Genomic DNA, 17,587 nt, shown 5'->3' with positions numbered 1-17,587 from the left:
ATGGATAAAAAAATAGGTCTTGTTGACCAAATAAAACTTGAAAGTAAATTTTTGAAAAGGGAAGTGACAATCTCAATTTACTTACCTAAAGACTATACAGATCTATATAAACATCATGTGATTATTACATTTGACGGTAGGGACTTTTTCCAATTTGGTCAAATTCATCGGGCATACGAGAAATTAAGAACAAATGATGAGATAGAAAGGGCAATTATTGTCGGTGTTCACTATGAAGATGTAGATAAGAGAAGAACAGAATTTCATCCCGATGGAGAATATCGAAAAGAAACGTCACAATTTGTGGTGAAAGAGCTATGTCCTTATATTGATAAAACATTCTCAACTTTGAAAGTAGGTAATGCAAGAATGTTACTAGGCGATAGTCTAGCAGCAAGTATCGCTTTAATGACATGTTTAGAATACCCGCATCATTTTAGTCAAGCAGGACTGTTCAGTCCACTAATCAACGATACAGTAATAGAAGCATTTAATAATTGCTCATCTAAACATCTATTAACAATCAAACATTATATAGGTAAAGAAGAAGATTCTTTCAAACTTATTAGTGGAGATATGGCAGACTTTTTAACACCGAATCGATCATTCAGTGAACGAGTTAAACAGGAAGATTTAACATATGAATACACTGAATTAGATGGTGGACATACATGGAAAACATGGAAGCCTGAATTACCAAATATGTTAAGTTACTTTTTAAGTCATCAAAATCAAAAAAATTTGATATAATAATAATGTAGAAAAACAAAGGAGGAAGTATCATTATGAAATTAGGCATCGTACTTATTCCGTCTAAACCATTCCAAGAAAAAGTGAATGCATATCGTAAGAGATATGACAAACACTATGCGTTAATTGCACCGCATATTACAATTAAAGAGAAATTTGAAATTGAAGATAGTAAATTAAATGAAGTGAAATCACAATTAGAAACAACAGCTAAGGAATTTGAACCATTAAATATTCAAGTGTCTAAGGCATCTAGCTTTGCACCTACTAAAAACGTTATTTATTTTAAAGTGACTAAAACGGATGAATTAGAATCTTTATTTAGTAAATTTAATAATGAAGCATTCTATGGTGAGAGTACACATCCATTCGTACCACACTTTACAATTGCACAAGGGCTTTCAAGCCAAGAATTTGAAGATATTTATGGTCAAGTAAGAATGGCTGGTATAGATCATTCAGAAACAATTGATACAATTAAACTTATGAAGCAAAATGAAGACGAAACTTGGTCTGAAGAAGCTTCATATACTTTAGGATAAATTTCAATTTATCTTATATAAAAAAGGAAGCAGAAGGTATTAATTTAATCCCTTCTGCTTCCTTTTATTTTATGCTGATTTTCTTTTTCTATAATTTATAATAAAGAATGTGCCGTAGAATAATGCTAAGAATAAGAACATAATACTTGAAGCATAAATTGTATAATATACATCTCTAAATACTTCAGATATTAACCCACCTAATACGGGGCCAATCATTGTTCCAAATCCTTGAACACTATTGAAGACACCCCATGTTTCTTCTTGCACTTTATTATGAATTTGACCAGCCATAAATGTGTTCCATGCTGGTAAGAGTAGCCCATAAATCGTACCAATGAGTAAAGCAATCAATAGAACGATAAATAATTGTGTTAATACGGTTAATCCAAATATAAATGAGCTATATGCTAAAAATCCTATAAAAATCACAAGGTGTGTAAATGCTTTAGAATGTTTGTCCATCAATTTAGAAAAGAATAACATCGAAATGGTACATCCAATACCGCCAACAATGAGTAAAAGTGTATATTCTAGTGTCGTAACACCCATATGTTTTGTTGCGTATGTTGGCAATATAGGGACAAGCATGCCGATTGCAGATCCTTGTAAAAAGATACCTGGAAATAGCAATAAATGTCTTCTTGTTACTTGTACGATTTCACGTAGTTGTTTTTTAACAGATTTACTTTCGTAATTTGTGAGCTGTACTTTAACAAAATAGAATAATATCCATGCAACAAGTACACATAAAGCCATCATAAATGTAAATCTCGTAGGATGTAGTTTAAATAGTAAATTCATGAAAATCATACCTGATAATAATCCAACTAACCAACTGAAATAAACATATCCCATTTGTTTACCTCTAGATACTTCGTCAACACTGGATAACATAATGACCCAAATTGGACTAACTGCGATACCTAATAATATGGCACTTAAAATAAATACGATAGGTGATGGTATGAAAATAATGAGTGCTAAACTCGTAAATGCTAATATAAATCCACACGTTAATATAACTGTTGGACCAAATCGTTTTAGAAGAAAACCTATTACGAAATTCGTTAATGCATCACTAATAAAGTGTAAAGAAATAGCTAAAGAAGTAATACCAACAGTCACTTTAGCAGTGGTTGTTGGTAGAATTGGTAAATAACTTAAAATGTACATTCCTCTCGCAAATTCCATCATAAATAATATGATGAGCATTAACCGAAAATCTTTTTTGTGAAATGTTTTATCTGATGAAGTATTTGGCATACATAGGAACCTTTCCATAAACTTCATTATAAGAAAGTGAATCACTTAATAATGAAAGTAAGTCTTTGCAAATATTTTCTGTTGATTTTTCAATATAATTTTCTTCTAGTAGTTGTGTCATTTCTTTAAGTCTAGATGGTTGATTCATGAGTGAAATAACGAGTTTAGTCGCTTCTTCTGGCGTGTGTGCTATTTTACCGTATCCTTTTTGACTAAAATACTCAGCATTTTCTAACTCTTGTCCAGGTGCTGGATTTAAGAATATAAGTGGTAAATGTCTAGAGAACGCCTCTGAAATAGTGATACCACCTGGTTTAGTAATCATAAGTTGGCTAGATGCCATCCATTCATTCATATGTTTCGTATAGCCGAGTATCAGCACATTATCATTATCTTTAAAATGATGTCTAAGTTCATTTTTCAAGCTTTTACTATTACCACATATCATGACAACTTGAGTGTCTTTAGCATACATATCTATTTTACTAATCATAGTTGAGAAACCTGTTGATACACCGAAAGCACCAGCAGACATTAAAATTACTTTCTTGTCTGGATCTAGTTTGTGTTTCGTTAACCAGTGATATCGATCGATTGGTTGCTCAAATTGTTTAGAAATAGGTATGCCTGTTACTTTGATTGCATCGCTTTCTACACCGATAGATTCAATTTCATTTTTCAAATCTTTCGTTGCTACATAGTATCTATTTGAGTGTGGTGTTACCCAGTTCTTGTGTAAACGATAGTCTGTCATAACTGTAGCAATAGGTATATTTAAATTGAATTGTTCCGTTAAAACTGATACAACTGGTGTCGGAAAAGTTAACAAAATCAAATCAGGCTTTTCTTTTATAAGTAAATTCAATAATTTATTTAATCCATAGTATTTGTAGAAACATTTATCAATTTGTTCAGGTCTACTATAGTAGAAGAACTTATACATATTTCTGAAATACTTAAAGCTGTTTATATACCATTGTTTCGCAATTGAAGTCATAATAGGGTGTGCTTCCAAAAATAAATCATGCTCAATAACAGTTAAATGATTTAAATTCATTTCACCAAATTGTTTCACAATACTATTCGTAACTTGTAGATGACCATTACCGAAAGAACCTGTAATAATCAATAATTTTTTGTTTTGAGAAACCATTAGCCACACTCCGTATTTGTATTTAATTTCTATGATAGTTTAACGCATTTTAGCTATTTTGTGAAAAGATATTGCATATAATTACAAAATTAATATAAAAACTTTATACTATATCAATGTTTTAGTTGGAGATATTTAACAAATTATACGTGATTATGCATGTGATTTGGTTAAACTTTTCTGTATCGATTCATACCAATCATATTTAATACTAACAGTAAGAAGAATATACCTAATAGTATTATCCAATTCATATAAATATCTGATAAGTGATAGCCTCTTAACATAACATTTTGAATGGTATCACCTGCATAATATAACGGCATGATATGTGCGATATATACGAGTACTTTATGCATGCTTTCCACTGGTATGATTCCTGCAAAAAAGACTTGAGGAATCACAACTAAAGGAATAAATTGAATCATTTGAAATTCTGATGATGCGAATGTCGATAACAATAAACCAAGTGTAAGTGCTATAAATGACACGAGTACATTCGTAATAAATACTAATAATATGTTGCCTTCAGTAACCATTTGTAATACATAAATAGCATATAAAACAATCAAAGTTGTTTGTATGATGGCAAATGTACCATAACCTATTATATAACCTAAAATAATTTCATGTTTTTTAATAGGTGATGATAATGTTCTTTCTAAAGTTCCAGATGTTCTTTCTTTGAGTAATGAAATACCTGAAATTAAGAATGTAAAGAAGAATACGAAAAATGCGATTAAAATAGGACTTATAGTATCAAAATAATTTGTATCTTTATCACCATGTAAATAATACTCTTTGGCATCTAACTTTGTTATATGATTTGGGTATTTAGCCGAAACTTGAGACTTTTCGGCTTTTGGTAGTTGTTGAGTTATAGACTGAAAGATTTTCCCTTGTTGATTAACGACAGATGACAATTGTTTTGTGCTTTGCATGATGATCAATTTATTGATGGTTAACTTAAATTGACTCGTTTTGCTTGGATCAGTATTTTCGTAAGTAATATTTAGTTTGTTATCGTCTAATGATAGAAAACCGTCTAAATGATCAGCTTTAAATTTATGTTTTAAATCTAGTTGATTTGAATAAGTCTGAATGCTAATATCTTGGTTTTTGAGGGTTGAAATGATTTGAGCGTTTACTTGATATGTACCCACTTTTAGATCAGTTGACTCATCTGAATAGTTAAATAAAAAATAAATCAACGTCATTATTAATAACGGTGCAACGAGTAAGAGCATAAGGGTACGTTTATCTCTTATGACTTGTTTGAAAATTCGCGTGGCAATATTAATCATGTGCACCATCTCCTAACGCTAGGAAGACATCTTCAATCGTATTTACGTTATATGTTGATTTAATTTCATTTGGCGTACCATAAGAAATAATTTGGCCTTCTCTCATTAGTAATAAACGATCACATTTATCAGCCTCATCTAATACATGTGTTGTAATAAGAATTGTCTTGCCTTCATCTCTAAATTGAAACAAATCATTCCATATTGATTTTCTTAATCTAGGGTCGATGCCAACTGTTGGCTCATCTAAAATCAATATGTCTGGATTTTGAATCATACTAATTGCAAGAGATAATCTGCGTTTCATACCTCCAGAAAATGCTTTAACTTTTTTATGTTTTTCGTGTGTTAAGTTGACAATTTCCAGCGTGCGTTCGATTTGTTCGTTGATATCTAATTTAAGTGCTTTATGAATATATAATTTCGCAAAGAATTTCAAATTTTCAACAGCTGTTAAATCATCAAATAAAGCATCACTTTGAGACATGTAACCAATAGACCTTAAAATTTCTCTGTTAGGAATACGATTGCCATTGATCGTAATTGTACCAGAATCCATAGTTGTCATGCCTAAAATACATTTGATTAAAGTCGTCTTGCCTGCACCTGATGGGCCAATTAAACCTGTTATTAAACCAGGTTCAAATTGAGTTGTTACATCTTTTAAAATAACTGCTTTTCCATAAGATTTGGATATGGATTGAATATTAATCATAAAAGCACCCCTTTATTTAAAAGTAAACGCTCACTTATTTTATAATTGTTTATAGTTATAGTCTAAGCTATAAAATCAACATAAGAAAGTGTATAATAAACCTATTGAAAATAAAGGAGCAATAACGATGAATGTTAAAACGTTATTAAATAAAATAAAAATTAAACAAACTTACGGTCAAATTGACCAAGAAGTTCATGATATTACGACAGATTCAAGAAATGCTCAAGAAAGCTCTATATTTGTGGCATCAAAAGGATATACGGTAGATAGTCATAAATTTATACCGAATGTGGTTGAGCAAGGATGTAGTGTCATTGTGAGTGATCGTTATGTAGAATTAAATGATGAGGTATTATTAATTGTGGTTAAGGATACATTGAAAGTGGCAAGTATCTTTAGTCATGTATTATTTGATTTTCCTAGTCAAAAATTAACGACAATTGGCGTAACTGGTACAAATGGTAAGACGACAATTGCGACAATGATTCATCATTTAACGAGAGGTTTAGGTAAAAATAGTGCATATTTAGGAACAAACGGTTTTCAAATTAATGAAACAGTTACAAAAGGTGTCAATACAACTCCAGAAACCGTTACTTTAACGAAACATATCGTTGAAGCGGTTGATAAAGAATGTGAGAGTATGACATTTGAAGTCTCAAGTCACGGGTTAGTTATCGGTAGACTTCGAGGGTTAGAATTTGATATCGCTATTTTTTCAAATTTAACACAAGATCATTTAGATTTTCATGGTACGATGGAAGCTTACGGACATGCTAAATCATTATTATTTAGCCAATTAGGTCAAGACTACAGAAAAGACAAATATGTCATATTGAATGCAGATGATCCATTTATAAAAGAATTAATACCTGTATCACCGTACGAAATATTTACATATGGCATTGATAACGAAGCGGATTTTATGGCTAAAGATATAGAAGAATCTATAAGGGGTGTGCGCTTTACACTTGTAACACCATTTGGTTCTTACAAGGTACAGTCACCTTATTTAGGTAAATTTAATGTCCTTAATTTATTAGCGAGCATTATAGGTTTGTGGGCACAAGGTTATGAATTAAACGATATTACTAAAGCAGTTGGAAATATGCCTGCAGTTGAAGGGCGTTTAGAAGTATTAGATAGAAACTTACCAATAGATTTAATTATTGATTATGCACATACACCAGATGGAATGGATAAATTAATAGATGCAGTGAAACCATTTGTAAAACAAAAATTAATATTCTTAGTTGGCATGGCAGGAGAAAGAGACTTAACAAAAACACCAGAAATGGGTAAAATAAGTTGTCGAGCAGATTATGTGATATTTACGCCAGATAATCCTGCAAATGATGATCCTAAAATGTTAACAGCAGAATTAGCTAAAGGAGCGACACATAATAATTATGTAGAATTTGAAGATAGAGCAGAAGGCATTAAACATGCAATAGAAATTTCTGAGCCAGGTGATACAGTTGTTCTCGCATCTAAAGGGAGAGAACCATATCAAATCATGCCTGGACATATTAAAGTGCCTCATAGAGATGATTTAATCGGTTTAGAGGCAGCATATGAAAAATATGGAGGAAAGCCAAGTGAAGATTAGAGAAAGTCATTCGCAAAACTTAAATTGTAAAGTTTATATATATGAAAATAAAAAAGAAGAATATTTTGTGATTTCGATTCCGGATTTATTTTGGTCTATTGAAGTAGATTACGATTTATACGGAGAATCTTTAATTGAGCATTTGTACTTGCATTTGTTTAATGTACTTGATGAAGATGAAGCAAATGAATTAGCAAATAGAATTAGCCAATGGACATCCGAATTATAAGGAGAAATGAATTGTGACGATTAAACAAGAAGTAGAAAGTAGAAAGACATTTGCGATAATATCCCACCCAGATGCTGGTAAAACAACATTGACTGAAAAATTATTACTTTTTGGTGGTGCGATTAGACAAGCAGGTACCGTTAAAGGTAAAAAGACAGGGAAGTTTGCGACAAGTGACTGGATGAAAGTAGAACAAGAACGTGGTATTTCTGTTACAAGTTCAGTTATGCAATTTGATTATGATCATTACAACATAAATATATTAGATACACCAGGACATGAAGACTTTTCTGAAGATACGTATAGAACATTAATGGCTGTAGATAGTGCTGTAATGGTTATTGACTGTGCGAAAGGTATCGAACCGCAAACGTTGAAATTGTTTAAAGTATGTAAAATGAGAGGTATTCCTATTTTTACATTTATTAACAAATTAGACAGAATGGGTAAAGAGCCTTTTGAACTTTTAGAAGAAATTGAGAAAACATTAGAAATTGAAACTTATCCTATGAATTGGCCAATTGGAATGGGACAGAATTTCTTTGGAATTATCGATAGATCCGATAAGACAATTGAGCCATTCAGAGATGAAGAGAATATCTTACATTTAAATGACGACTATGAATTAGAAGAAGATCATCCAATCAAAAATGATTCACAATTTGCACAGGCAATCGATGAGTTAATGCTTGTAGATGAAGTCGGTGAACAATTTGATGAAGAATTATTGTTAGCTGGAGAGTTAACACCGGTATTTTTCGGCTCAGCATTAGCGAATTTCGGTGTTCAAAATTTCCTTAATGCGTATGTTGATTATGCGCCAATGCCAAGTGGCCGCAAGACTGAAGAAGGAGATGTTGTTGATCCGTTCGATCCAGACTTCTCAGGATTTATCTTTAAGATACAAGCTAACATGGATCCAAGACATAGAGATAGAATCGCATTTATGAGAGTCGTGAGTGGTGCATTCGAAAGAGGCATGGATGTTACACTTCAACGTAATAAGAAAAAACAAAAAATCACACGTTCAACTTCATTTATGGCAGATGATACACAAACTGTAAACCATGCTGTTAGTGGTGATATTATAGGGTTATATGACACTGGAAATTATCAAATTGGTGACACGCTTGTAGGCGGAAATCAAAAATTCCATTTTGAATCCTTACCTCAATTTACCCCTGAAATATTTATGAAAGTTAGCGCTAAAAATGTCATGAAACAAAAGCATTTCCATAAAGGGATTGAACAATTAGTTCAAGAAGGAGCGATTCAACTTTATAAAACTTTGCACACGAATCAAATCATATTGGGTGCAGTTGGACAATTACAATTTGAAGTGTTCGAGCATCGTATGAAAAATGAATATAATGTTGATGTTGTTATGGAACAAGTTGGTAAGAAAATAGCAAGATGGATTAAAAATGAAAAAGATATTACGGACAATATGAATTCAAGTCGATCTATATTAGTTAAAGACCGATATGATCAATATGTATTCTTGTTTGAAAATGAATTTGCAACTAGATGGTTTGAAGATAAATTCCCAGAAATTAAATTATTTAGTTTGTTATAATGAACAAAACATTGTATAATAATTAAGTAAAACTAAATAGACCTACGACTTTGTCGAAGGGGAGTAACTTTAGAACTTAAAAATTCTAGCATATTATCGTCATTACGAAACGTAAGTTTCCGGTAATATGGACATCATATAAATGTTAAGTGAGACCTTTGCCTTTTATTAGGCATGGTCTCTTTTGTTTTTTACAAAAAAAAGAATGGAGTGTGAATAGATGGATCCGAGTTTGTTAATTAGTTACGGTTGGGTATTAGTTGTATTAATATTTCTGGAAGGATTATTAGCTGCAGATAATGCTGTTGTTATGGCCGTAATGGTCAAACATTTACCAGAAGATTTAAGGAAAAAAGCATTGTTCTATGGCTTATTAGGAGCGTTTGTGTTTAGATTTTTATCATTATTCTTAATTAGTTTCTTAGCTAACTTCTGGCCAATTCAAGCGGCAGGGGCATTATATTTAATTTATATGTCTATTAAGAATTTGATAGACTTTAGAAAGCATAAAGGTGAAGAGCTCAAGACGCCAGACGACGTAGAAGCTAAAGATGATTTCTCTGAATCAGAATTTCCTTCAGATGGACACGGTCATCATAAATTGAAAAAGAACTTCTGGATGACGGTATTAAAAGTAGAATTTGCGGATATAGCATTTGCAATTGACTCAATGTTAGCAGCTTTCGCTATCGCGGTGACACTACCAGCACTAGGTATACACTTTGGTGGTATGGATGCTGGTCAGTTTGGTGTTATGTTTGTTGGTGGTATTATTGGTGTTGTTATTATGAGATTTGCAGCAACATACTTTGTTGAATTATTAAACAAATATCCAAATTTAGAAGCGGCAGCATTTGCTATTGTAGGTTGGGTAGGTATTAAACTGTTTGTGATTGTATTGGCACATGATGAAATTGGTGTATTACCTCATGATTTCCCACATGGCATATTATGGCAATCAATATTCTGGTCAGTATTATTATTACTCGTTATTATTGGCTGGATCACTTCAGTACGTAATAATAAAAAGACAACAAATTAATATTTATTAGACAAAACACCAACAAAGTTTATAGTTGACTTTGTTGGTGTTTTTTATGTTTTTTTAAAATGAATAATTCATATTGAATGAATTTGCAAATATATGTAAAAATAGGTGTATAATATTGAGAATTACAATGGTTTTATGTTAATAAATTTAGTATTATATGGCATAATAGATACATTAAGTGTTTAGATTGAGGAGGGCAATAAATGTCACGAAAAAAGCATGTCATTCCTAGAAATGAATATAAGAGACAGCGACGTGAATTTTTTCATAATGAAGAACGTGAAAAAAGAATCGAACAAGAGAAAAAAGAAAATGAAATAAAAAAAGCGAATGAACGAGAACTTCAAAAGAAAAATGAATTACGTGTTAAGGAAAATATGCAAAAAGCACGTATTGAAAAATTAACAAAAGAAGAAATCAAAAAACAAGAAGAAGAATCTAAATTGCATCCAACAATTGATTTAGATGATGACCGACTTGCTGAATCACATCAAGAATATAGTGAACAAGATGAAGTATTACATAAAGATGAAGTTCAAACAGATGATGAACACCACGGAATAGACTCTGAAGAAGAACCTGAAGTGATTAGATATGAAAAAGTAAGTGAACAAAAACAGGCAGAGACGGGTAAAACTTTTTCTAACGATAATGACTTTGAAATAAATAAACAGCTCGGTGCTAAACATGATGAAAAAGTAGAACAAAAATCTCAAAATAAAAATAGTTTTCTCAATACATTTTTAACTAAAATAGAAAAACATTGGCCAATCATTGCAATCATTTTAGCAATCATATTAATATTTATTTTAGTGTGGAGTATATTCCAAAATGTAAATCCTCCTAACGAAAGTAGAAAAACAATTGAAGAAAAGCAATCTCAAAAAGGATTCCAAAAACCTATTACGAATGTTATGGAAGCTGTAGAGAAATCTAAAAACTCAGTCGTGGGTGTATCTCATGAAGATTCAGATGTATCTAGTAAGAAAGAATCTTCAGCTAAGGAAAAAGAAGAAAATAGCGGCGTCGGTTCAGGCGTCGTTTATAAAGTTGAAAATAAAAAAGCATACATAGTAACAAACGCACATGTTGTATCAACTGATAAGAAACCAATTATTACAACAGCAAATGGTAAAAAGTATGACGGTAAAGTATTAGGTTCAGATCAATGGTCTGATATTGCAGTCTTAACGATTCCAATCGAAAAAACTGAAGATTTTAAACCAATTAAATTTGAGGACTCAGACAATTTGATTTTAGGTGAAACAGCTATTGTAATAGGTAGTCCGTTAGGTTCTGAATTCCAAAATAGTATTTCTACAGGCGTTGTTTCAGGTCTAGACAGAAAAGTTCCTGTTGATTTTAATGGTGATGACGAGTATGATTGGGAAATTAAAGCTATCCAAACAGATGCTGCAGTCAATCCTGGTAACTCAGGTGGACCTATATTAGACTCACAAGGTAATTTAATAGGTATCGTATCGTTGAAAATCGATATGCCTAATGTAGAAGGTATGGCTTTTGCAATTCCTTCTAATGACACTACTGACTACATTAATAAATTAGAGAAAAACGGTAAAATTGAACGTCCAGAATTAGGTATCATGGCTCAAAACTATTCTAAAATGAGTGATAGTGAAAAGTCACAAATATCTTTACCCGATAAATATAAATCAGGAATGACCATTACTGGTGTTACAAAAGACGGTAATGCGGACAAAGCTGGCGTTAAATTTAATGATGTAATCGTTGGTATTAACGATACAAAAATTGAAAATAATCTTGAATTTAGAAAAGAATTATATAATAATCATAAAAAAGGCGACAGTGTTAACTTGAAGCTTATCCGAGATGGAAAAGAAATAACGAAAAAATTAACATTGAAATAATAAGAGGTGACAATTTGTGTCCATTATAAAATACTTTTTTCAAAAAATGACTCCACAGCAGGGTATTGTATTATATTATTTGGGCGCAATTATTGTCGCCTTTTTATTATTAAATTTACCTTATGTTGTTAAACCTGGTGTTAAAATCGCACCAGTTGATACATTATTTGTTGCTGTATCTGGTGTCAGTGTAACGGGGTTAACGCCTGTTACAATTGAAGATACATTTACCACATTTGGACAAGCTATCATCCTTATTATTCTTAATATCGGTGGCATAGGTGTAATGGCAATTGGTACATTACTTTGGGTCATTTTAGGTAAACATATCGGCTTACGTGAACGCCAATTAATTATGTTAGATAGCAATTCAAATGCTATGAATGGTGTTGTTAAGTTAATATTAGATATTGTGAGAACAATTTTAATGATTGAAGTCATTGGTGCGATATTGTTATCATTTTATTTCTATAAAGATATTGGATCGGTGAAAGAAGCGATACATCACGGTATCTTTGCATCTGTTTCTGCAACTACAAATGGTGGTCTTGATATTACGGGCGAATCATTAGCACCTTATGCTAATGATTATTTCGTTCAAACAATCATTATGTTACTTATTATGTTAGGTGCAATAGGGTTCCCTGTGTTGATTGAAGTCAAAACATACATGAAAAATACAATTCCAAACTTTAGGTTCTCGCTTTTCACAAAAATAGCGAGTGCCACTTATTTGTTTTTATTTTTACTAGGCACAATCGTGATTTATTTATTTGAGTTTTCAAATGCATTTAAAGATGTGTCGTGGCATAAAGCTTTATTCTATGCAATGTTCCAATCTTCATCTACAAGAAGTGCTGGACTTTCAACTATAGATTTAAGTCATTTTACTGAAGCAACAAACTTCTTTTTAGGCGGGCTAATGTTTATAGGGTCTTCACCAAGTTCAGTAGGTGGCGGTATAAGAACGACAACATTTACGATACTGATATTATATTTAGTGAACTTTAGTAATGGTCGAACAACGATAAAAGCTTTCAATAGAGAAATACATCCAATTGATATCCAAAGATCATTTGCAGTTATTTCACTTGCATTAGCGATAACGTTTGTTGGTGTACTATCTGTCGTTCGGTTTGAAAATGGTAAACATGATTTGTTATCTATATTCTTTGAAACGATGTCAGCATTTGGGACATGTGGTTTATCAATGGGCATTACAGATGGCTTACAATTAGGATCTAAAATCGTTATCATGATGTTGATGTTTATAGGTCGGGTAGGACTATTATGTTTCGTCGTCATGTTAGGTGGAAAATCAACACCTGATAAATTCCATTATCCTAAAGAACGTATACAAATAGGTTAAATATAAAAAGCAAGCGACTATGCCGCTTGCTTTTTATTATGGATTAATAGTAGGTATGGTGATTATAAACGTAGTACCTTTAGTCATATTCGTAAATACGCTAATTTCGCCTTCCCAATCTTCAATGAGTTTCTTACTTAAGTATAAACCGAGGCCACTACCAGATTCTTTCGTTGTAAAGAAAGGATCAAATATCTTTTGTTGTGTTTCTTTAGACATACCGGCACCGTTATCTTTAAATATAATAGTAGCTTGGTTTGCATGTGTACGTTGTAATTGAATTTCAATTTCTGGTTGTTTTATATCTAATAAGGCATCTTTAGCATTTTGAATAAGATTGATGAGAATTTGTTTTAATTGATCTTCTGAAATAAATGCAACAATAGGAGAACCTGGTAATGTTAAAGTAATATTAATGTTATGTTGTTCAAGCTCATACTTCAAAAATTGTGAAACTTCTTTGATAGATTGATTAATGTCTACATTTGAATAGGTAAGGTTGGTTGGCTTTCCTAAAAATAAAAATTGTGTAACGATATTATTAATTCTATCTAGTTCTTCTGAAATAATATTAAAATGATAGTCTTGTTTATCTCTATCATATTTCATTCTAGTTAGTTCAATAAATCCATTAATGCTAGTAAGTGGATTTTTAATTTCATGTGCTGTATTAGCAGCGAGTGTACCAATTAGTCTAAGCTTTTCACTATTTGCTTGTTCAATTACTTTTTCATGTTCTAATCGTTCGGATCTATTTTTAAATATAAGTGTAACAATAGATAATAATAAAAATACAACTAAAAATATAAAAATACTCGGTAAAATAATGCGCGTCATAAAGTTATATTGTCCGCTAATTGTTAATGAGATAGGTAATTGATCATATAAATAATTTATGGATTTAGAATGCTTATATTTTTTTCCAACTTGATAAATTTCAGTACCATCGATACCATTGACTTGAATATGATATCTTTTAGAGATTAAATTAATTTCATTTTTAAATGATGACATATTTATTTCTGAAGCAACAGTGTAGTCTTTGTTTTGTACTTTTAAATGATTGGTTAATAATAATGTATTGGCATTTTTTAATGAAACTTTTTCACTACTTAAACTTGAATTAGCTGTAAAAGGAAAATGAAATTTATATTTGTTAAAATCTTTAAGAGAGGTATAATCAGTTCCTTTAGAATCATAAACGATTTGTTTTTGATCATTCAAAATATAAATATGGTCAATCCAAGTATACCTTGCGTGATTATCCTCTAAAAACTGATTAATAAATTTTTCGTTTCGGCTGTTAGATAAAATGGTTGTTAAAGATTCAGAAATGCTATTTGATTCATTTATAAAGGTATTAATTTTTAAGTTTACAATTTCTTTTGTCGTTTCTAATCTTTGATTAACTCTATTTGTATAATTTTTACTTATAATAATACCAATCATTAATGAAATGACTAAAGCGATAGCAAAATTAATGATAATTAATTTATTAAATGATTTCATTATTGCCTCCAAGTTTATTGATTACTAATAGAGTATATTATGATTAACAATTATTGCCAATACATATTAAATAAATTTTCCATCCAAATGTTCATATACTGCCCTAACAGTATTTAAAAATGGTAAAATAAATAAAAAAGGTGGGGATAGCATTGAATATGAATGAAACCATAACAATTGATTTATTAGCTACTTCTGACTTACATGGACAAATAGGAAAAAGTGGTATTAGTGGTAACATTCTAAAGATGGCCACTTACGTTAAACATAAACGCAAAACAAATCACCATGTCTTATTGTTAGATAATGGTGGCATGTTATCAGGTTCAATGTTTGCTTTTTATTATGCTCAAATTGCCCCATATAAGAGAAATCCAATGATTAAAGTGATGAATGAAATGCAATTTGATGCAAGTGGTGTTAGCCCTGACGAATTCAACTTTGGGTTAGACTTCTTAAATAAATCTATTGCATTAAGTAGATTTCCTTGGTTAGCAGCAAATATTGAACATAGTAAAACACGTGAACCATATTTTACAACACCTTATACGATTAAATATGTAGAGGGTATAAAAATAGGTATCATAGGATTTACATCTAGTGGCCTTATGGAAAACAAAAATGTTGAGTTTGAAGACGAAGTGCTTGTTGGTGAGTCCATGACGACAGCTAAAAAATGGGTGAGATATTTACATGAAAAAGAAAGCCCTGACTTCTTAATTATGTTATACCATGGTGGTTTGCACACTTATACAGATAAAAATAATTATAGATCATATTATAGTAATAATGCAGAAAGTATGACGAAAAGTACGGAAGGTGTAAATGTTATTATTACTGGACATCAAGAACATATTGTTGATCTAAAAGTTGAAGAAACACAGTTTATACAACCAGGTAAAGATGCTACAAATATTGTAGACATGTCAATTCAATTCAAGAAAAGAGCTAATTCAGTAGAAATTATCGATACGTCTATTAAGCACGTAGAAATCTCAAGTTATCCTGAAGATAGAGATTTATTAGAGTTAACGTATTTCGACCAAAAAGCTGTCCAACATTGGTCTGAACAAAGCGTCGTTGACGTACCTGTTGTGCTAGATTATAAACATTTAACGGACTTATTTATTAAACCGCATAAGTTTATAGAATGTATTCAACAGAGTATGACGAGAGCATTTAAAGAATCTGATTTTGTTTGTGCGCAAATTGGGAATCCGACAGGTAATGGTTTACGTGGCGAGCTACAAGTTAAAGATGTCTATCAATCATATGTACATACTGATAAACCGGTCAAAATTAATTTATCTGGTGCTGAAATAAAGCGCATTATAGAAAGAACAGCTACAGCACTGTATAAAGAAGGGGACACGGTTAAATATAATGACCATATTTTAGAACCGACACTTATGACTGTATGGAAAGGCTTTGAATATACGATTGATTTGAGTAAACCTGTAGGCAGTAGAGTTAACATAGATAATATTGATTTAGAAGATTCATATTCAGTTATTATGACAGATTATTTATTTAGACACGTAAATAAAATTATTTCTGAATCCACGTATGAGAGAGCGAAGAAGACAGTCATTGAATATATGATTGAAGAACTAACAGAATCAAAGGGTAAATATGATTTAGAACATCATTTTAAAGTTATCTAGTAAAAAATAACCCCAAAAAATTTAGCATAATTGCTAAACTTTTTTGGGGTTATTTTTTAGTAAATGTATTAACTAAAAATTATAACGAGTATGATGATTGCTGCAATTTGAGCAACATAAGATGTTACGATTCTTTTCGTATAGAAATACAGTGTAGATAATATGAGTTGTGCTAAAAATATAAACATAAATATAGCTAAATTATCTAAATACAAAAATAGTGAACTAGATGCAAGGGCACTCACAACGATTGCAATAATAGGTTGTGAGAATTTCAGTTGCAACTGATTTTGTAATATTGTTCTAATATATAACTCATGACAAGGTATTGCAATTGCAATTGTTACTAGCATTTGCCACTTATAAAATACGCCAGCATGCATTAATTCTTTTAATAAGGATGCATATGACAAGCCATTATAAATTTGTGATAATAATAGCTGAAGTAGAACTAATATAATGGCACCAATGAGACCATATCCAATTGATTGAAGTAATCGTTTAGATTTGATGTCACGTTGATAAAAGACATAGCTAATGCCCGCAATCAGCATAATACCAGTATATAAGTACCAGAATACTTCTTTTTCACCTTGCATAATGAATAAAATAATGTGAAAAATAATGAAACTAGATATGAACCATATTAATTGAGGATTAATTTGTCTCTTCACTATTATCCCTCTTCAGAAATTATTGTATAACGCTTATGATTCACTACAGTTTTTTCAGGTAACTCTAAACTTTCAAAGTTATCCATAATTGTGATATCTACGATAACTGAGTTTTCATTAATTTTTTCAACTCTACCTCTTAATCCATCTTGAAACTCTATGATATTTCCAACTTCTGCGATTGTCATCTTATTCCTCCTAAATAATACTATGAAACATTATACTAAATAATGCTCAGTTTATAAAGTATTAACAAATATACTTTATTTTAACATAAACATATC

The 17,587-nt window shown here is 31.0% G+C and carries 16 protein-coding genes; 9 read left to right on the top strand and 7 right to left on the bottom strand.

Annotated features, from left to right (window positions below; translation table 11 throughout):
* Complete coding sequence (locus LQ675_RS02330; protein ID WP_078355608.1) at nucleotides 1–750, top strand: esterase family protein; 750 nt, start codon at nucleotides 1–3, stop codon at nucleotides 748–750.
* Between the two features lie 35 nt (nucleotides 751–785).
* Nucleotides 786–1,292 carry a YjcG family protein gene (locus tag LQ675_RS02325; protein ID WP_048542024.1) on the top strand — a complete coding sequence of 169 codons (507 nt, stop codon included), beginning with the start codon at nucleotides 786–788 and terminating at the stop codon, nucleotides 1,290–1,292.
* A 69-nt stretch (nucleotides 1,293–1,361) separates the two neighbouring features.
* On the opposite strand, the gene ltaA is transcribed toward LQ675_RS02325, so the two are convergent.
* From ltaA to LQ675_RS02305, 4 genes are all read right to left on the bottom strand, one after another.
* Nucleotides 1,362–2,558 carry a lipoteichoic acid biosynthesis MFS flippase LtaA gene (ltaA, locus tag LQ675_RS02320; RefSeq protein ID WP_119469820.1) on the bottom strand — a complete coding sequence of 399 codons (1,197 nt, stop codon included), beginning with the start codon at nucleotides 2,556–2,558 and terminating at the stop codon, nucleotides 1,362–1,364.
* Nucleotides 2,536–3,711 (bottom strand): diglucosyl diacylglycerol synthase, encoded by a 1,176-nt coding sequence (locus LQ675_RS02315; protein WP_239726646.1) that lies wholly within the window; start codon nucleotides 3,709–3,711, stop codon nucleotides 2,536–2,538. Before LQ675_RS02315 ends, ltaA begins: the two co-directional genes overlap by 23 nt.
* A 170-nt stretch (nucleotides 3,712–3,881) precedes the next feature.
* Nucleotides 3,882–5,015, bottom strand: coding sequence for an ABC transporter permease (locus LQ675_RS02310; protein ID WP_119469765.1), 1,134 nt, complete (start codon nucleotides 5,013–5,015; stop codon nucleotides 3,882–3,884).
* Nucleotides 5,008–5,730: an ABC transporter ATP-binding protein gene (locus tag LQ675_RS02305; protein ID WP_058592502.1), complete on the bottom strand. Its 723-nt coding sequence runs from the start codon at nucleotides 5,728–5,730 to the stop codon at nucleotides 5,008–5,010. Before LQ675_RS02305 ends, LQ675_RS02310 begins: the two co-directional genes overlap by 8 nt.
* A 127-nt stretch (nucleotides 5,731–5,857) precedes the next feature.
* Here LQ675_RS02305 and LQ675_RS02300 point away from each other — a divergent pair, with 127 nt between their 5' ends.
* From LQ675_RS02300 to LQ675_RS02275, 6 genes are all read left to right on the top strand, one after another.
* Entirely contained in the window at nucleotides 5,858–7,342 is a 1,485-nt protein-coding gene (locus LQ675_RS02300; protein WP_078355611.1) for a UDP-N-acetylmuramoyl-L-alanyl-D-glutamate--L-lysine ligase, read from the top strand.
* On the top strand, nucleotides 7,332–7,571 hold the full coding sequence (locus LQ675_RS02295) for a YueH family protein (protein ID WP_025905650.1): 240 nt from the start codon (nucleotides 7,332–7,334) through the stop codon (nucleotides 7,569–7,571). The genes LQ675_RS02300 and LQ675_RS02295 overlap by 11 nt, the downstream gene beginning before the upstream one ends.
* Nucleotides 7,572–7,584: 13 nt before the next feature.
* A complete protein-coding gene (locus LQ675_RS02290; protein ID WP_239726648.1) occupies nucleotides 7,585–9,147 on the top strand; it encodes a peptide chain release factor 3 in 1,563 nt (520 codons plus the stop codon).
* Nucleotides 9,148–9,367: 220 nt separating this feature from the next.
* Entirely contained in the window at nucleotides 9,368–10,189 is an 822-nt protein-coding gene (locus LQ675_RS02285) for a TerC family protein (protein ID WP_058592499.1), read from the top strand.
* A 212-nt stretch (nucleotides 10,190–10,401) separates the two neighbouring features.
* Nucleotides 10,402–12,087 carry a S1C family serine protease gene (locus LQ675_RS02280; protein WP_232156534.1) on the top strand — a complete coding sequence of 562 codons (1,686 nt, stop codon included), beginning with the start codon at nucleotides 10,402–10,404 and terminating at the stop codon, nucleotides 12,085–12,087.
* 16 nt (nucleotides 12,088–12,103) lie between these two features.
* Nucleotides 12,104–13,456 carry a TrkH family potassium uptake protein gene (locus LQ675_RS02275; RefSeq protein WP_088592442.1) on the top strand — a complete coding sequence of 451 codons (1,353 nt, stop codon included), beginning with the start codon at nucleotides 12,104–12,106 and terminating at the stop codon, nucleotides 13,454–13,456.
* Between the two features lie 36 nt (nucleotides 13,457–13,492).
* On the opposite strand, the gene LQ675_RS02270 is transcribed toward LQ675_RS02275, so the two are convergent.
* Entirely contained in the window at nucleotides 13,493–14,965 is a 1,473-nt protein-coding gene (locus tag LQ675_RS02270) for an ATP-binding protein (RefSeq protein WP_058592496.1), read from the bottom strand.
* 158 nt (nucleotides 14,966–15,123) lie between these two features.
* On the opposite strand from LQ675_RS02270, the gene LQ675_RS02265 reads away from it, so the two are divergent.
* Nucleotides 15,124–16,629, top strand: coding sequence for a bifunctional metallophosphatase/5'-nucleotidase (locus LQ675_RS02265; protein ID WP_232156532.1), 1,506 nt, complete (start codon nucleotides 15,124–15,126; stop codon nucleotides 16,627–16,629).
* A gap of 68 nt (nucleotides 16,630–16,697) precedes the next feature.
* Here the strand turns inward: LQ675_RS02265 and LQ675_RS02260 are convergent, their stop codons facing one another.
* The gene (locus tag LQ675_RS02260) at nucleotides 16,698–17,303 is read right to left on the bottom strand and encodes a CPBP family glutamic-type intramembrane protease (RefSeq protein ID WP_239726660.1); all 606 of its coding nucleotides are present in this window, start codon (nucleotides 17,301–17,303) and stop codon (nucleotides 16,698–16,700) included.
* A 2-nt stretch (nucleotides 17,304–17,305) separates the two neighbouring features.
* Nucleotides 17,306–17,491 carry a YkvS family protein gene (locus tag LQ675_RS02255; RefSeq protein WP_025905642.1) on the bottom strand — a complete coding sequence of 62 codons (186 nt, stop codon included), beginning with the start codon at nucleotides 17,489–17,491 and terminating at the stop codon, nucleotides 17,306–17,308.
* Between the last annotated feature and the right edge of the window lie 96 nt (nucleotides 17,492–17,587).

The sequence above is a fragment of the Mammaliicoccus sp. D-M19 genome, assembly GCF_022386695.1.
Classification (GTDB): domain Bacteria; phylum Bacillota; class Bacilli; order Staphylococcales; family Staphylococcaceae; genus Mammaliicoccus; species Mammaliicoccus sciuri.
Note: the sequence above shows the minus strand (reverse complement) of the source record. Positions and strands in the feature narration are given on the sequence as shown.